Here is a 15,898-nt window from a genome sequence, read left to right on the forward strand (position 1 = left end):
CGTACATGTTGTCAATATCCCTCGGTTTTTATCTTTTTGACTTTAAGGTGATAATATCAGCTTTGAGTTGACTGATCGCAGTTTTGTTAAGTCCGTTGTATATACCTCTGATATATCCTCTTTGATCTACTAAAACGAAGTTTTCGGTATGGATAAAGTCTTCTGTACTTTTCTGAAGTCCCATGTCTTCTTCTACGAAATACTGGTTCCTTCCTAGACTATAGATTTGATTTCTATCTCCCGTCAATAGATGCCATTTTCCTGCCACAATACTTTTCAAAGTAGCATACTCCTTTAGGATAGGTATACTGTCGTATCCTGGGGTTACGGAGTGAGAAAGGATCAATACCTCATCATCCTCTAGAAATGCCTCTTGGATCAATTGCATATTGGCGGTCATTTTAGGGCAGATACCTGGGCAAGAACTGAAAAAGAAGTTGACAACATAAATTTTTTCTTCTACTGTTTTTAGAGATATAGTCTCCCCTAGTTGGTTTTGGAGAGAAAAAGGGGCTATTCGGTGGAAGTCGGACGGTATGATATCTGAGTCATCAAACCAATGAGGAGTGAAGGTCGCTTCACTGTAGTAGGGCAGATGATCTACTCGACTTGTTTTTTCTTTGGGAGTGGTACAGCCAATTGCGACTAGCAATATGGGTGTGCAGAGGGTTTTAATCATTGGAAACGATGGTTTCATCATTTAATTCAAAACATAGACTGGCTCTTTTTAAGCCAAAAATGCGACCGTTTTTAGCCTCATAGTTTACATATAGCTTACCGTTCGGACGCCAGGCACGTTGTAGACCTTTTTCCTTCCCATTGACGAGATGGATTTCTTTGAATAACTGCCCAGATGAATACCATTCTTTTTGTGTACCATTGGCTATTCCATTCTTATAATGAGATAATGAACGCAATTTTCCATTGCTCCACCATGACTTGCATTCACCATCGAGTTTGTTGTTCTCATAGGTGGCCATATAACTCAGCACTCCTGAGGAGAACCATTTTGTTCTTACACCATTTCTTTTACCATTTAGATAACTTGTGCTTTCCGCCTTTTCTCCATTTGGGTAATATTTCACTGCCACACCAGAAAACCTTTCTCTAAGATGAAGAACAAGTCCTGTATTTCTGTTGAGCTGGATCGAATCAGTAGATACGATGGTTATTTGATCTTCATTTTGGAGAATATGGGGTGAATCTGATGTCTGTGTCTGGCATCCATTTAAGAGATTGCCTGCCAGTACTAGTAGCAGACCAGTCAAAATATGATTAGCGTATCGCACTAGCATTACCTTGGTAGTCTCCAGGGAACAATATGTAATATTGATTCAAATAGAGCTCATTTTGAATATGATAATGATACTCACCTTCTGCGTTGTATTTTGTAGTACTGGTATGTCCTCCAGATTCATCTAGATTTTCTGGGTATGTGCCTGTAGAGGAGCATTTTCTGCCATAGAGGAAAAAACCGTCTGCAATAATGCCAATCAAATTATCATCATCTTCAGACCAGGATGTTGGTTCTAAATGGTAATGATAGCTTTGTGGGCCTGTGTGGGCTCCATTAAAATCCAGCGAGCCAACAGCACCATCCAAAGGTACATTTGGCCCTTCTTGATCATTGTATATCACCGCTCCACTGACGGATATGCCAATGGCACCTAAGTCAGTAGCAGAACTGCTCGAAGCAAGACTCGGGACAGCGTCTACAGTAAGTGAAAATGATCCATTGAAGTCGTCAATATTGCCAGGTGCCATTTGTTCATAAGAGGTCTCCGTAGGTTCTACAAAGAGTGGGTGGTTGGAGCTGGAAGCAGCTGTGGTGATACCATCCATTTCGCGTGTAGTAGTGTTGGACCAGTAGGGTGATGCATGATTGGGTAGGCCATTGGTTTCAATCGTGATTTCACTACCATCGCTGATGAGCATGACTGTTACATTATCTTGGTCGAAGACTTCAAATGCGGCAGGGAGCTCCGATAGGACTTCACCGCTTATTTCCATGCTCGAAGTGGTGTCGTCACTTTTACAGGCTACCCATATCAGTGCAAGGGTCAGAGGAACGAATAGAGAGATTTTGCTTTTTTTCATGTTTGCTGTTTTGGTGATATAGACGTACACCATGTTTCATTCCCTCGCTATGGTTTAAAAAAAACAAAAAAAATCCCCCAATGCTGGAGGATATGCTGTTGATAATGGTATTTGGAACCTAATGCTTAGGACCAAAGGGTGGCCTTTCTGGTTTTCCCTGCTGTCCAGATGATCGAGTTAGCCTTGGTAAGATGTGCTGTAGTACTTGATCAAATTTTTTTACCTGTTCTTCATTACACAAATCCTTTAGATCTTCAAAATGATGATAGGTAACCATGATTTTGTCTTTTTCTAATTGAAGTATCTGGCTTAGAATCTGATCATGATCTGTTTGATCTGCATCTGGCAAAAGTTGGTCGAAAAATGTGCTTACGAGTTCTTGTTCTTCTTTGTCTATTTTTCGGATAGTTTGTTGGTGTTGCATGGCCATTTTATCAAAAGCCGCCTTTTGATCTGGATTGAAATCTAGCTCCTGGCCGATGTTATCTTTGATATCCGACTGTCTGGCATGTGGTTTTGGACGAAAACTAAAAAGGATCACCCATACTAGATTGACTGCCAATAGGGTGAAAAAACCGATTTGATATGCTTTGTTATTCATCTCCGTATAGATTAAAGTCAGTGATTAATTGTGAGTAACCATCCGTGTTATTTGTACCAGCACTGTAGGAATCGAAGTAATTGGATACCGCCCATATATTCATGCTAATTACCATAGCTACTACTGCAGCCACTTTCATCCAGCCAAAGCCACTTTTAGCTTGGGTGACGTTGGCTTGGTGATCATTGACCAATCTTTGCTGGATCTGAGCGAAACCACCAGCAGGAGCTTTGGCTCTTTGTATCCCTTCCAGGCTGTTCATGATCTCATTTATGCGATTGTCTTTATCCATGTTCATTTCGACGTGTTTTTATTTTTGATCCCTCGGTCTGGGTAGTGTTTTTCTAACGCTTGTTTCAAATTTTGTTTGGCACGTTGTACCAGTGATTCTATGCTCTTTCTGCTTTGATCCATGATCTCTGCTACTTCTTTGTGAGGTAGACCTTCGATTTGAGTCAGGATGAAGGCCGTTTTTTGATTTTCAGAAAGATTGTCGATGGCACGAAAGAGCAATTTAGCATCTTCTTTGTTTTCTAGCTTTACTCCAGGATGTACAAAATCGGGGGATTCATATTTGATCTCCGTACTGTTTTTGAGGTAAATGGAGGTGAAGATGCCTGCTCTTTTTTGGCTTTTTTTCTTTCGTAGAAAATCCAATGATTTGTTTACAGCGATACGGTAAATCCAGGTGCTGATCGATGAGCTGAATTGAAAGCTATGTGCGGTATGATAGATCGTGACAAAAACATCTTGCAATAGCTCCTCGGCATCTTCAGTGTTTTTGGTGTAGCTGATCAATGTGTTGTATACGCGATCACTATAGTGGGTGTATAGTTGCTCTAGTGCCTCTTGGCTGCCATTTGCGATGGCTTCTATACATTTGTTTTCTTCGATCATTCAATGTGCCTGGTCCATACATCATCCCAATTGGCCTACGTTTTGCAAAGTAAATGAAAAAGCAGCTTTCGTAAACCCTAATGATTGCTTTTACCTAGATGCTCCTCCAGTATCTCTACGGTGTTTTTTACTCTTTTTCCAGAAGGTGTTTTTTGGCTAGCAGCCTAGGAGAACTACTCATCACGACCATACATTGTTGGATTTATAACCATGGTTTTTTTAGTTCTTGCTCTAGAGAAAAATGGAGATTATTTTACATTGAACGATAATTGATTGGTTCAGACACAATAGTTATAAGCATCCGCTTTGCTTTTGTTGAACTTGCGAGTAGATATAGTTGACGAAGTAGTGGGTTGGATTTAGGCTTGATCAGAATAGGTCGTACCTTCACTTTTTATACTTAGGAATACAATTATTATAGTAAAAATTAAGATGAAGAAAGCATTGAATTACTTGTGCGCAGCTCTATTGATATTCGGAGCGGCATGTCAGCAAAAAGCGAAAGAAGAAAATAAGGAAGCGACAGAAGAGGAAGTAGTCATCAGCGATGATGAGCGTATGGAGTGGTGGCGAGATGCCGGATTCGGGATGTTTATCCACTGGGGTGCCTATGCAGTGCCAGGAGGTCAGCGTGGCGATACCATTTGTGGTGGTGGTGCCGAGTGGATCATGGACAAGCTGGACTATACCATCGAAGATTATGAAAAAGAAGTGGTCGCTGAGTTCAATCCGACAGATTTTGACGCGAACAAATGGGTAGCCATGGCCAAGGATGCAGGAATGAAGTACATCGTGATTACTTCTAAGCATCACGATGGTTTTTGTCTGTGGGATTCTAAAGTGACGGATTATGACATCATGGATGCCTCTGATTTCAAGAGAGACATCATCAAGGAGTTGGCAGAGGCTTGTGAGAAGGAAGGTATCAAGTTTTGCTTCTACCATTCGATCGTAGACTGGCACCACCCCCAGGCTCAAGCGCCACTGTACCCCAATTACAACGCGGGACAGAAAGACCAGACCGTTTTCAATCCTGAGTTTCCCAAATACTACGAAAACTACCTGAAACCGCAGGTTCAGGAGCTCCTGACCAACTATGGAGACATAGGTGTAGTTTGGTTCGATGGAGATTGGATTCCTGACTATACCACAGAGATGGGCAAGGAGATGTATAACATGATCCTGGATATACAGCCTCGTACGATCGTCAACAATCGTGTGGACAAAGGTCGCAATGGCATGGAAGGTATGGACAAAGAAGGCAACTTTGCGGGAGATTTCGGGACACCAGAGCAGGAAATTCCTGATACAGGTATTGATGCGGATTGGGAAGCTTGTATGACCATGAACGGGTCGTGGGGCTACAAGCCATCCGACACCAACTGGAAGAGCAGTGAAGATCTGATCCAGAAGCTGGTCGATATCGTGTCCAAAGGAGGTAATTTTCTGCTCAATGTAGGGCCTGATCCGAAGGGGAACTTCCCGCCCGAAAGTGTAGAGCGTCTGGCCGACATGGGCAAGTGGACCAAAGTAAATGGCGAAGCGATTTATGGAGCTAAGGCGAGTCCCTACGAAAGACCTGAGTGGGGAAGATATACGGCTAAGGACGGGATAGTCTATGCCCATGTATTTGAGTGGCCAGAAGATGGCCAATTGGTGATCAATACCGAAATCAAGCCGAAGAAAATCACCCTATTGGCTGACTCTGCGACTATCTTGGAGTGGGATGCAGACCAGTCTGTGATCATGCTGCCAGCTGAGGCTGTAGACCCAGTCGCGACTGTGATCAAAATAGAATATTAATTAGTTGTTTGAATGAGTAATAGCTGACTGCTTGCCCTGGCAGTTGGCTGACTCATATTCTCCTTTTTTTCTTATGAAGACTTTTATTTACTATCTACCGCTATGGGCGTTAGTCGCTTTGCTGTGGAGCTGTTCAGAGACGGGCCGAATCATCTATGTCAATCCCGAAGGTCAGGCGATGGGCACAGGATCTGCCACTGATCCCTACAATTCGATCGAAAAAGCCCTGCTGGTGGCCGAACTTTACATGGAGGAGGAAGGAGTTCAGGACATTACCATACATCTACAAGCCGGGATCTACCGATTGACTCAACCTATTGTATTATCTGCCGCCCAGAGCGGACTGAACATCATTGGAGCGGGTAGCGATCAGGTCAGTATCAAGGGTTCTGTACTCTTAGACTTGAAATGGGAAACCTATCAAGGAAAGATACAGGTAGCTCCCATCCCTGAAGGTGTAGATTTCGATCAGTTTTATGCCAATGGCCGAGGACAGATTCTCGCTCGCTATCCCAACTACGACGAGGAGGGTGGCGACTGGCAGGGACATGCCGCTGATGCCATCGCGCCTGAGCGCATCCGTACTTGGTCGCATCCCGAAGGAGCCTACTTTCATGCCATGCACCGTGGTAGATGGGGAGGATTCCACTACCAGATAGCAGGAGTAGACAGTACGGGCCAGGCCATCCTAGAGGGTGGACACCAAAACAACCGACCCTCAGCGCCGCACGACCAGTACCGCATGGTCGAAAATGTATTCGAAGAACTCGACAGCCCGGGCGAATGGTTTCTGGATCGAGAAAGTAAAAAACTGTACTATTGGCCGGAGCAAGGACTGGACATGGCGTCTACCACTTTCGAAGGAGCCGTTTTGGAAAACCTCATTTCCCTACAGGGAAGTGAAGAAAAACCTGTGACAGACATTCGTATCTCAGGGATCAAGTTTGAGCATACCCGTCGTACTTTTATGAACGAGTACGAGCAGTTGCTCCGCAGCGACTGGTCGATCTTTAGAGGAGCGGCATTTTTCATCGAAGGAGCCGAAAACTGTGAGGTACGGGCCTGTGAATTCACCCAGTTGGGTGGCAATGTGATTTTCGTAAGTGGCTACAACCGCCAGATCGACATAGCCGAAAATCACATCCACGAGTGTGGTGCCAGCGCTATATGCTTCGTAGGGCAGGCGTCCGCAGTGCGCTCTCCGGCTTTCCGCTATGGACAGTTTGTGCCCGTGGCAGAGATGGACACTATCAAAGGCCCTCAGAGCAACGAATATCCTAAGAATTGTACAGCCGAAAATAACCTGATCTATCGCATCGGCCGGTTGGAAAAACAAAGTGCCGGTGTGGAGATCGCCATGGCAATGGATATCACTGTCCGCCACAACAGCATATACGACGTGCCCCGTGCAGGCATCAACATCGGTGATGGTACCTGGGGCGGGCATGTATTGGAGTACAACGACGTGTTCAATACCGTGTTGGAAACGGGCGATCATGGCTCGTTCAACTCCTGGGGACGCGACCGCTTTTGGCACCCCAATCGTCGATATATGGACAGCCTGACCATGGCCAATCGCGGCATGACAGGCTGGGATGCGATCCATACCACCATCATTCGCAACAACCGTTTCCGCTGCGACCATGGCTGGGATATCGATCTCGACGATGGCTCGTCCAACTACCACATCTACAACAACCTCTGCCTCAATGGCGGTATCAAACTGCGTGAAGGATTTGATCGGGTGGTAGAAAACAATGTAATGGTCAACAATGGCATGCATCCGCATGTGTGGTTTGCCAACTCCGAAGATGTGATCCGTCAGAATATAGCGATGAAAGCCCATCAGGATGTAAGTCAGAGAGGTTGGGGCAAGGAGATAGACCAAAATTTCTTTACGAATGAGGATGCTTTGCAGCTATCTCTAAGCAAGGGGTTGGATTCTGCGAGTCGATTTGGAGACCCGCTCTTTGTAGATCCAGCCAGTCTGGACTACCGTGTAGAAGAGGGATCTCCTGCACTGGCTGTAGGTTTTGAAAATTTCCCGATGGATCAGTTTGGGGTGCAAGTTCCTGCATTGAAATCCCTGGCCGAAACCCCAGAAGTACCGGATGTAGACATGGCCAGCCAGCAGGCGGTAGTCAACTCGGTGCTATGGCGCGGCATGAAGCTCAAGAGTATCGAAACCATGGCAGAACAGTCTGCTACCGGGCTGCCAGAGATCGCCGGTGTGATGGTACTCAAGATCATGGATCGACAAGCACAGTCCCTAAGACTGAAGTCTGAAGATGTGATCCTGGAAGTGGACGGAGTGAAGATCAAAACCGTCGATGACTTTTTATCCCTCGACTGGGAAAGACTGGACAAAGAGAAAGCAGCGCTCGTAGTGATGCGCAATCAGGCAGAGCGCCGGTACCGCATGAAGTGATGACCTATCTCTTTAGGGAGACAGTTGATAAATAACGATTAAAGAAAGAACAATGAGAAAATATAGTCTAATAGGTCTTTGGGTTGGCGTATGTCTCTCGACAGTGGGCATGGCGCAGCGTGTGGATATGGTCTATACCACCGAAAGCCAACGATGGGTGGAGCCTAAGAAGTTTATGACCAAAACTGAGGCTACTGCCGAAAATACCATATCAGTCTACCCTGAGGAGACTTTGCAGGAGATGGATGGATTTGGTGGGGCATTCAACGAACTAGGTTGGGACGCACTGTCCTATTTGCCACAGTCCGAGTCAAACAAAGTCTTTCAGGAGATGTTTTCGGAGGATGGAGCCAACTTTTCCATGTGCCGCATTCCTATTGGCGCCAGTGACTATGCCCTGAGCTACTATAGTTCCAACGACGTGCCGGAGGACTTTGCGATGCGAGATTTCAATATCGACAGAGATAGATATATACTGATCCCCTTTATCAAAGAGGCCTTGAAGGTCAGACCCGATTTGCAAGTATGGGGGTCGCCGTGGTCTCCGCCAGCTTGGATGAAGGTAAATGAGCACTACGCGATGCGAAACGGTGAATTTGGCAATGCCAAAGATGGAAACAAGATGAACCCAGGAGCGAAGATTTTGAACAACGCGACGGGTTTCAAAATGCAAGAAAGATACCTGGAAGCCTACGCCCTTTATTTCTCTAAGTTCGTATCGGTTTATGCCAATGAAGGGGTGCCATTGTTTGCCATCATGCCGCAAAATGAAATTGCCTTCCAGCCGAACTGGCCGAGCTGTACTTGGAGACCAGAAGACATGGCCTACTTTATTGGTGAGTTTCTTGGACCACAGTTTGAGAAAGACGGGGTGGCATCAAAGATATGGTTGGGCAGCGTCAATGCCTCTGATCCCAATTATGTCAGGACAGTGTTGAACAACGAAAAAGCACAGCAGTATTTGGCAGGTGTAGGATTTCAATGGGGTGGCGCCAAAGCGATAGCCACGATTCATGACGAATACCCTCAGCTCCAATACATGCAGACCGAAAACAAATGCGGCGAGCATGAAAACGATTGGACTTCTGTGGAAAGGTCATGGAAAGACCTGCTGCACTACATCAATAGCGGAGCAGGCTCCTATATGTATTGGAACATGATCCTCGACGAGACAGGCAGCAGTGCTTGGGGCTGGCCGCAAAACTCCATGGTCGTAGTAGATCGCGACAGTAAACAAGTGAAATACACCGACGAGTACTACCTTTTCAAGCATATTTCTCACTTTGTACAGCCGGGAGATCGTTTTTTGAAATCAGAAGGCAAGAACCAATTGGCTTTCAAGAAAGCAGACGGGACGGTGGTCGTCGTACTCTACAACGGCGCGGAGCAAAACAGCCTCCGCACCGTGAAGATTGGAGACCAGAAGGTCAATCTGGATCTGAAGCCTAGATCGATCAGTACCGTGAGCATAAGTAATTATTAGTAATTCGAGTGAAGGCTGAGGGGGTGTCCTTCAGCCTTTTTTAGTCTCTCTTACTTCTCAAAAATGGATAGTTTGACAACATGTAATCTGCCCGTTTGGGTTACGATTACTTACTGCTCAGGCTTTATGTAGACAATAAAATATGAAAACAGTAAAACAAACACTTTTGATAGTATTCGGGCTAGTGATGTTTTTAACTAGTTGTGACGAGGAACAAAAACTACAGTTGGCCTCTCCCAATGGAAATAGTGAGATCGTATTGAGCCCTGCCAGTCAGGAGGAAGGTGGCTTGGTGAATTTTTCGGTGCTTTACAAAGGTCGTCAGGTGATTTTGCCTTCTTCGCTGCAGTTGCTTACAGAGGATTTGGACTTTGGTTCTAAGGTAGAAATTAGTGAATTGGGGCGTGTTTCGGTAGAGGAAGAATGGACCACTCGTTTTGGTGAGTTGAGCCAAGTACCCAACCGATATAGCCAGGCTAGTTTTCGTCTAAAAGGCGAAAGGGCAGAAGTATTGCTGACTTGCCGTGCTTATGACGAAGGTGTCGCTTTTTCTTATCAAATCCCTAAACAAAACGGACTGGAGGATATTGCCATCGACGATGAGCTGATCCACTACCGTTTTGAACAGGATTTTCCTGTATGGACGACCCCCGAGCGTGAGCCGGGCAAACTGACCGCACAGGGGGAGTATAGTCGTGTGCCACTGAGTGAGTTGCCGTATGGGGCCGAACGCCCATTGATCATAGAGCAGGACAGTCAGGTCGTAGCTTTGGCCGAAGCTAGGCTGGTAGATTTTGCTCGGCTCAGTTTTAGCGCAGACCCTGCAGGTGGTTTGAGCATCTTGTCGAACCTGGATGGCAAAATGGTGCAGACGGTGCAGGATACGGTCACTGGTGCACTCAAGAGTCAATGTCAAGGGCATTCGAAGGTGAAAGCCCACCTACCTCTACAGTCATCTTGGCGGGTGGTAATGCTGGCCGATGATCATGGCCAGTTGCTAGAACAAAACTACCTGATCCAAAACCTCAACCCTCCAAGCGCAATAGAGGACGAATCCTGGATAGAACCTGGCAAGGTTTTGAGAGAAACAACCCTGACTACTCAGGGAGCTATGGCTGCTATCGATTTTGTGGCAGATCATCAGATGCAGTATGTGCATTTTGATGCTGGATGGTATGGCAATGAGATGAAGGACAGTTCGGATGCTACGACTGTGACTTTGGATCCTAAGCGATCCAAGGGGCCATTCGATATGAAAGCAGTGACAGCTTATGCCAAGAGCAAAGGAATTAAGGTTATGCTCTATGTCAACCGACGTTCTCTGGAGCGACAGTTAGATGAGCTACTGCCGTTGTTTGCTGAGTGGGGCATAGCAGGGATCAAATTTGGTTTCGTACGAGTGGGGGGTCAGCAAGCCACCGCTTGGTTGCACGAGGCGATAGCCAAAGCCGCAGCGTATCAGATGGTCGTAGATGTGCATGATGAGTATCGGCCGACCGGTTTTTCGCGAACTTATCCAAACCTGCTCACTCAGGAAGGTATAGCAGGTGATGAAACCAGCGTAAGCAATGAACATACACTGATTACCATGTTTACGCGTATGCTGGCAGGAGCTGCGGACAATACCGTGTGCTACTACAACAAGCGCGTGGAGACGATGGGCTCTCATGCTTCTCAACTGGCCAAAACGGTATGCTTGTTTAGCCCGTTGCAATTTCTCTATTGGTACGACAAACCAGCAGCATCTCCAGAAAAGTTGGATGGTCTTTGGGGGGATACCAAGCATATCGGTAACGAGCCAGAGCTGGCGTTTTTTGATCAAGTTCCGACGACCTGGGACGAGACCAAGGTGCTGGAAGCAGAGATTGCCAGACTAGGGGTTGTTGCTAGACGTAAAGGGGGAAGTTGGTACATTGGAGGAATCTCTGGCCCAGAGACAAGAGCGGTGAATTTAGATTTTTCTTTTCTCGATCGAGGACAAAAATATGTTGCTAAACTATATACTGATGATGAGTCGATAGAGACTCGTACCCATGTGAAAATAGAAGAGCTGGAGTTAACTGCTGAAGATCAATTGGTACTACAGCTGGAAGCCAATACAGGATTTGCTATGTCAATCGAGTTGAGATGAGAAGACGGTTTTCAACTTAGAAGTAGGTTACTTAAGGAGAGCTAATAAAGTTTATCAAGCCATACAGACGCTGTTTTTGTATGGCTTTTTGTTTTTCTGATGCAATAGCGCATCCTGTTAGCATGGGGGATGATAGTAGAGTGCTTTTGCTGAAGCAGTCGATGCATCAGACTGCTCATGAAATGGGAAGTCTGCTTTCGAAAGCCAGCCTTTGAAGATTTATATTTCTACTATGCTGACATCTGATCCCAGAGATAAAATGGGTGGGTGTCAAAAATAAAGAGGCTATTTCTCGGATGAGAAATAGCCTCAAATAACCTTAGACCCTCGAACTTTATTTACTATTTACTAAACTTATTACCAATAAATCAACAGTTAAAAACATTACTTACTACAAGGAAGAAACTCAAGGTATAGGTTATTTTATCAGTTCTTTTTCCAATTCTTCTAGTGACTTTCCTTTGGTCTCAGGCATCATCAGATGCACAAAGAACAGTTGGAGTACCATCAAACCACCAAAGAAGGCAAAGACCACAAATGGTTCAAATACATTGATCAATACGGCACCAAATAGGGTGATGAGAGCGGCAAATACCCAGTGTACACCACAGCCCCAAGATTGACCGAAAGCACGTACATTGTTGGGGAATATTTCGGAAATGAATACCCAGATCACGGCACCTTGTCCAATGGCATGTGAGGAAATAAACATCAGAATGAAGGCAAGTTTGAACCCTGCCGACGCATCTGTATAAAAGCCAAAAGCTACCATGAATAGACTGATGATGTAGCCTATCGATCCAATGTACATCAGCTGTTTTCTGCCTGCTCTGTCGATAAGATACATCCCAGCAATGGTGAATACGAGGTTGACTAAGCCAATGGCGATGGAACTAAACAAGGAGTCTGAAGTAGCAAATCCTGCTTTTTCTAAAATCTCTGGTGCATAGTAGAGGATGAAGTTGATACCAGAGAGTTGATTAAAGAACGCAATCAAGAAGGCCAGTAAGAGTGGAACACGGTATTTTTTGGAGAAAACCTGTTCTCTTTTGCTACCTACAGGCTGCTGATCTGCGACGATGTCTTCCAATATGTTTTGTGCTTCTTCAAGGCTAGATGTTTTTTGAAGTACTTCCATCGCTGCTTCTTTGTTGTTTTGGTGCAGGACGAGCCACCTTGGGCTTTTGGGAATCCCAAATACCAAGAGCATATAGATCAAGGCAGGGATACCTTCTACACCGAGCATCCAACGCCAGTCGTTGGCTCCACCGACTCCTTCGAGCAGGTAGTTGGAGATGAAGGCAATCAAAATACCAAAGACGATATTGAATTGGTAGAGAGCACCTAATTTGCCCCGGTTGTTCGCTGAGGCTATTTCAGAAATATACGTAGGAGCGGCGATAGAGGAAACACCAACACCTAATCCACCGACAAATCTAAAAAATGAGAAGAGGTATGGATCCTGTGCGAGTGCTGATCCGATTGCCGAAACAAAATACAAAACACCGATACCGATTAGGGTATTCTTTCGTCCGTATTTGTCCGTAGGAAAACCCGCAAACAAAGCACCTATCACGGTGCCCCAGAGTGCCATGGACATGATGAATGTGCCATGAAACCATTCGGAGGTTTGCCATAGCTCTTTGATGGGGAGATTGGCTCCCGATATCACCACGGTATCAAAACCGAATAGAAATCCGGCCATGGCTACTACGATTGCATAATATATTAGTCTTTTGTTCATCTTGTCTTGTTGTTGTCAGGTTTTCACCCATTCAGAACCAACATTCCATCCCCGGTTCATTGTCCGAATCCCACGTTTGGGTTTTGGACAATTGTCGGTTCTGTATATTGGGCGAAAAAATTGTTGCTGTGATTATGACTTGTTCTGCTCTGGCTCGAAACTGGCCAATACAGAATTGACTACTGGTTCTCCCTGTTGCAATTTTTTTAGCCTCAGCAAGGCTTCTACATAATAGTAGTCTGCATAGATGATAGATGCGTCTATTTCAGAGCCGTTGGGCATATGTCCGGTGGAGTGGAGCAAGAAAGCCGAGTTTTTGTTGCCACTTTGGTAGTTGGTGGACAATTCCTCTAGCATTGCAGTGGCTTTGCTTACATATTCTTGTGCCAGTTCTTCATCGCTGTATTTGGACAGTTCCAATAGGGCAGAGGCGACCAAGGCGGCGGCAGATGCATCTCTTGGCTCGTTGGGGATATTGGGTGCGTCAAAGTCCCAGTAGGGGATCAAATCTTCGGGTAGTCTATCCAAATATACACGGGCTGTTTGGTGTGCTGTTTTCAAGTATTCTGGATTCTTGGTCTCGCGGTACATCATCGTGTACCCGTATACTGCCCAGCCTTGTCCTCTGGCCCACATGGTATGGTCGGCATAGCCTTGGTGTGTGATGCCTTTGATTTTGTTACCGTTGATGGTATCGTAGATTACTACATGATACGCCGAATAGTCATCTCTGAAGTGGTTGTTCATCGTTTTGTCGGCATGTGTCTCAGCGATGTTTTTAAGCGAATCTGTACCACCATTTTTTGCAGCCCATGAAAGCATCTCTAGATTGATCATGTTGTCTATGATCGTATTGTGAGGATACTCAGTTTTGACAGGCCAAGATAGTATGGTGCCTACAACTGGATTGTACAATGTAGCCAGTGTGTCGGAGGCTTTTAGGATCATTTCTTTGTACTCAGGGTTTTGCGTCAGTCTATAGCCGTTGCCTGCACTGTTGTATACTTGAAATCCAAGGTCGTGATCCGTGGCAGATTCTACAGATAGAGGTTCTAGATACATGGTGAATTGATCTGCAGCGTTTTTCAATTCAGTATCTCCTGTGTATTCGTAGAGGTACCAAAGCGTACCAGGCCAAAATCCGCTGGTCCAGTCTCTGTATTTGACCAATGTCCATTCATCACTGTCGTGTGGGATGTTTCTAGGGATAGAAGCCGAGTCGTTGGGCAACTGTTGGAGTGTTTTTTTGGCTTGTGCCACGCAGTAGTCGAGTTGCTGATCGACGTTGAATACTTCTTTTTGCTTTTGTTGGCATCCCAGGCCAAGTAGTCCAGCGAGGACAACGATCAAAATGGAATTTTTCATGATAATTATTTATTTCTTCTTGTGGCCTTTTGCTATCAAGAACCTCTGTGTTGATTTATTCTTCGATTAAAAATGCGGCACCAAATACGCCTGCACTGTCTCCCAGTGCAGGTTTGACTATTGGAGCTTGAAATTCGTGATTGAAAACATACGCAGGGATGCGAGATGCTCCCGTTGTATAGATCTCGTCTATGTTGCCTACACCTCCGCCTATCACGATTACATCAGGATCCACGATGTTGATGACCACACTGATTGCTCGGGCAAATCCATCGGTCAGTCTGTCGAGTGTATCTATAGCGACTGAGTCAGTTTTTGCTCTAGCTCGTTCGATGATTTCTTTGAGAGGCTTTTGCGTTCCTGTTTTTTGGTGATAGTACCATTCGAGCGATGGGCCTGATAGTATGCTTTCGTTGTCTCCTTCTTTGCCACAAAAGCACGGGCGGCCCTCTATGCCAGACAACAAATTGTGCCCCCATTCTCCTCCGATACCATGGTGTCCATTGATGATGTGTCCATTGATGACCAATCCACCGCCTACTCCAGTGCCCAATATGACTCCAAATACTACTTGAGCGTCGGGATAATGATGTTTGACCACTCCCAATTTTGCTTCTGCCAAAGCAAAGCAGTTGGCATCATTGGCCATTTTGACCTCTATTCCCAGTAGATTTGTGAGGTCTTTTTGCATGGGCTGCCCATTGATGGCTGTAGCATTGCAATTTTTCATCAAGCCACTGTGTCGATTCATTGTACCTGGAGTGCCGACACCTAGACGAGTAGGTCTACAGCCATGATGTGCTACCATCGAATCCACCAGTTTTTTGACTTGATTGAGTATATGTGGGTAGCCCTTGGAGGCTTCAGTAGGTACTCGTTCTCGATAGAGTACTTTGTTGTCGTTGTACTGATCGAGTATTACCCCTTCTATTTTGGTGCCACCCAGATCGATTCCCCACAGTATTCCTTCTTCCATGTTTGGGAGCTTAATGATTCTAATCTATTTAATTAGCAAATGTTCATCTGGTTTGTAGTCGGTAATGAACGGCTAGACATGGGTGATGTGAATCTCTAAACGAAAAATTATTTCGATAGAAGTATATTTTAGTCACTCCAAAGTCATCTTTTGCTGCAAGCTAGAGTTGTAGTGAAGTGATGAATTGAAACACTTGAACACAACCTAAGATTGCTTTACAATGATCGAATAAAATGCTTGAGAGGGCTATGACTCATGATTCATAGAGCATAAATCATGAGTCATATTGTGATTTTATATGGATAGAATTGTGTTGTTTGCTTGTATTTTAAACGATTAAGCATATCGTAGTTCAATGGTTTTATTTTTATTG

General features: G+C 45.2%; 13 protein-coding genes. 4 read left to right on the forward strand and 9 right to left on the reverse strand.

The window, feature by feature from the left end:
* Nucleotides 1-28 precede the first annotated feature (28 nt).
* The 6 genes from BGP76_RS00900 to BGP76_RS00925 form a co-directional block, all read right to left on the reverse strand.
* Nucleotides 29-679 carry an SCO family protein gene (locus BGP76_RS00900; protein ID WP_255416021.1) on the reverse strand — a complete coding sequence of 217 codons (651 nt, stop codon included), beginning with the start codon at nucleotides 677-679 and terminating at the stop codon, nucleotides 29-31.
* Nucleotides 672-1,295 carry a toxin-antitoxin system YwqK family antitoxin gene (locus BGP76_RS00905; protein WP_119843281.1) on the reverse strand — a complete coding sequence of 208 codons (624 nt, stop codon included), beginning with the start codon at nucleotides 1,293-1,295 and terminating at the stop codon, nucleotides 672-674. Before BGP76_RS00905 ends, BGP76_RS00900 begins: the two co-directional genes overlap by 8 nt.
* Complete coding sequence (locus BGP76_RS00910; RefSeq protein ID WP_119844296.1) at nucleotides 1,276-2,097, reverse strand: YHYH protein; 822 nt, start codon at nucleotides 2,095-2,097, stop codon at nucleotides 1,276-1,278. Before BGP76_RS00910 ends, BGP76_RS00905 begins: the two co-directional genes overlap by 20 nt.
* A 118-nt stretch (nucleotides 2,098-2,215) precedes the next feature.
* Nucleotides 2,216-2,698 carry a hypothetical protein gene (locus BGP76_RS00915; protein ID WP_119843282.1) on the reverse strand — a complete coding sequence of 161 codons (483 nt, stop codon included), beginning with the start codon at nucleotides 2,696-2,698 and terminating at the stop codon, nucleotides 2,216-2,218.
* A complete protein-coding gene (locus tag BGP76_RS00920; protein WP_119843283.1) occupies nucleotides 2,691-2,996 on the reverse strand; it encodes a hypothetical protein in 306 nt (101 codons plus the stop codon). Before BGP76_RS00920 ends, BGP76_RS00915 begins: the two co-directional genes overlap by 8 nt.
* On the reverse strand, nucleotides 2,993-3,595 hold the full coding sequence (locus tag BGP76_RS00925) for an RNA polymerase sigma factor (RefSeq protein WP_119843284.1): 603 nt from the start codon (nucleotides 3,593-3,595) through the stop codon (nucleotides 2,993-2,995). Before BGP76_RS00925 ends, BGP76_RS00920 begins: the two co-directional genes overlap by 4 nt.
* 432 nt (nucleotides 3,596-4,027) lie before the next feature.
* On the opposite strand from BGP76_RS00925, the gene BGP76_RS00930 reads away from it, so the two are divergent.
* From BGP76_RS00930 to BGP76_RS00945, 4 genes are all read left to right on the forward strand, one after another.
* On the forward strand, nucleotides 4,028-5,398 hold the full coding sequence (locus BGP76_RS00930) for an alpha-L-fucosidase (RefSeq protein WP_119843285.1): 1,371 nt from the start codon (nucleotides 4,028-4,030) through the stop codon (nucleotides 5,396-5,398).
* 73 nt (nucleotides 5,399-5,471) lie between these two features.
* Complete coding sequence (locus BGP76_RS00935; RefSeq protein ID WP_119843286.1) at nucleotides 5,472-7,826, forward strand: peptide-binding protein; 2,355 nt, start codon at nucleotides 5,472-5,474, stop codon at nucleotides 7,824-7,826.
* Nucleotides 7,827-7,878: 52 nt separating this feature from the next.
* Nucleotides 7,879-9,309 (forward strand): glycoside hydrolase family 30 beta sandwich domain-containing protein, encoded by a 1,431-nt coding sequence (locus BGP76_RS00940; protein WP_119843287.1) that lies wholly within the window; start codon nucleotides 7,879-7,881, stop codon nucleotides 9,307-9,309.
* Between the two features lie 142 nt (nucleotides 9,310-9,451).
* Nucleotides 9,452-11,440, forward strand: a complete 1,989-nt coding sequence (locus BGP76_RS00945) for a glycoside hydrolase family 97 protein (RefSeq protein ID WP_119843288.1) — start codon at nucleotides 9,452-9,454, stop codon at nucleotides 11,438-11,440.
* Between the two features lie 418 nt (nucleotides 11,441-11,858).
* Here BGP76_RS00945 and BGP76_RS00950 read toward each other — a convergent pair whose 3' ends face one another.
* The 3 genes from BGP76_RS00950 to BGP76_RS00960 form a co-directional block, all read right to left on the reverse strand.
* A complete protein-coding gene (locus tag BGP76_RS00950; protein WP_073120194.1) occupies nucleotides 11,859-13,184 on the reverse strand; it encodes a sugar porter family MFS transporter in 1,326 nt (441 codons plus the stop codon).
* Between the two features lie 132 nt (nucleotides 13,185-13,316).
* Nucleotides 13,317-14,549 (reverse strand): glycoside hydrolase family 88 protein, encoded by a 1,233-nt coding sequence (locus BGP76_RS00955; RefSeq protein ID WP_119843289.1) that lies wholly within the window; start codon nucleotides 14,547-14,549, stop codon nucleotides 13,317-13,319.
* Nucleotides 14,550-14,604: 55 nt separating this feature from the next.
* Entirely contained in the window at nucleotides 14,605-15,525 is a 921-nt protein-coding gene (locus BGP76_RS00960) for an ROK family protein (protein WP_119843290.1), read from the reverse strand.
* Nucleotides 15,526-15,898 lie beyond the last annotated feature (373 nt).

The sequence above is a fragment of the Reichenbachiella sp. MSK19-1 genome, from assembly GCF_003590315.1.
Classification (GTDB): Bacteria; Bacteroidota; Bacteroidia; order Cytophagales; family Cyclobacteriaceae; genus Reichenbachiella; species Reichenbachiella agariperforans.

Excerpts from the sequence above, each read along its gene's own strand:
- BGP76_RS00915 (WP_119843282.1), bottom strand. The coding sequence starts at position 2,698 with ATGAATAACAAAGCATATCAAATCGGTTTTTTCACCCTATTGGCAGTC.
- BGP76_RS00930 (WP_119843285.1), top strand. The coding sequence starts at position 4,028 with ATGAAGAAAGCATTGAATTACTTGTGCGCAGCTCTATTGATATTCGGA.
- BGP76_RS00950 (WP_073120194.1), bottom strand. The coding sequence starts at position 13,184 with ATGAACAAAAGACTAATATATTATGCAATCGTAGTAGCCATGGCCGGA.
- BGP76_RS00945 (WP_119843288.1), top strand. The coding sequence starts at position 9,452 with ATGAAAACAGTAAAACAAACACTTTTGATAGTATTCGGGCTAGTGATG.
- BGP76_RS00900 (WP_255416021.1), bottom strand. The coding sequence starts at position 679 with ATGATTAAAACCCTCTGCACACCCATATTGCTAGTCGCAATTGGCTGT.
- BGP76_RS00955 (WP_119843289.1), bottom strand. The coding sequence starts at position 14,549 with ATGAAAAATTCCATTTTGATCGTTGTCCTCGCTGGACTACTTGGCCTG.
- BGP76_RS00960 (WP_119843290.1), bottom strand. The coding sequence starts at position 15,525 with ATGGAAGAAGGAATACTGTGGGGAATCGATCTGGGTGGCACCAAAATA.
- BGP76_RS00935 (WP_119843286.1), top strand. The coding sequence starts at position 5,472 with ATGAAGACTTTTATTTACTATCTACCGCTATGGGCGTTAGTCGCTTTG.
- BGP76_RS00910 (WP_119844296.1), bottom strand. The coding sequence starts at position 2,097 with ATGAAAAAAAGCAAAATCTCTCTATTCGTTCCTCTGACCCTTGCACTG.
- BGP76_RS00925 (WP_119843284.1), bottom strand. The coding sequence starts at position 3,595 with ATGATCGAAGAAAACAAATGTATAGAAGCCATCGCAAATGGCAGCCAA.
- BGP76_RS00940 (WP_119843287.1), top strand. The coding sequence starts at position 7,879 with ATGAGAAAATATAGTCTAATAGGTCTTTGGGTTGGCGTATGTCTCTCG.
- BGP76_RS00920 (WP_119843283.1), bottom strand. The coding sequence starts at position 2,996 with ATGAACATGGATAAAGACAATCGCATAAATGAGATCATGAACAGCCTG.
- BGP76_RS00905 (WP_119843281.1), bottom strand. The coding sequence starts at position 1,295 with ATGCTAGTGCGATACGCTAATCATATTTTGACTGGTCTGCTACTAGTA.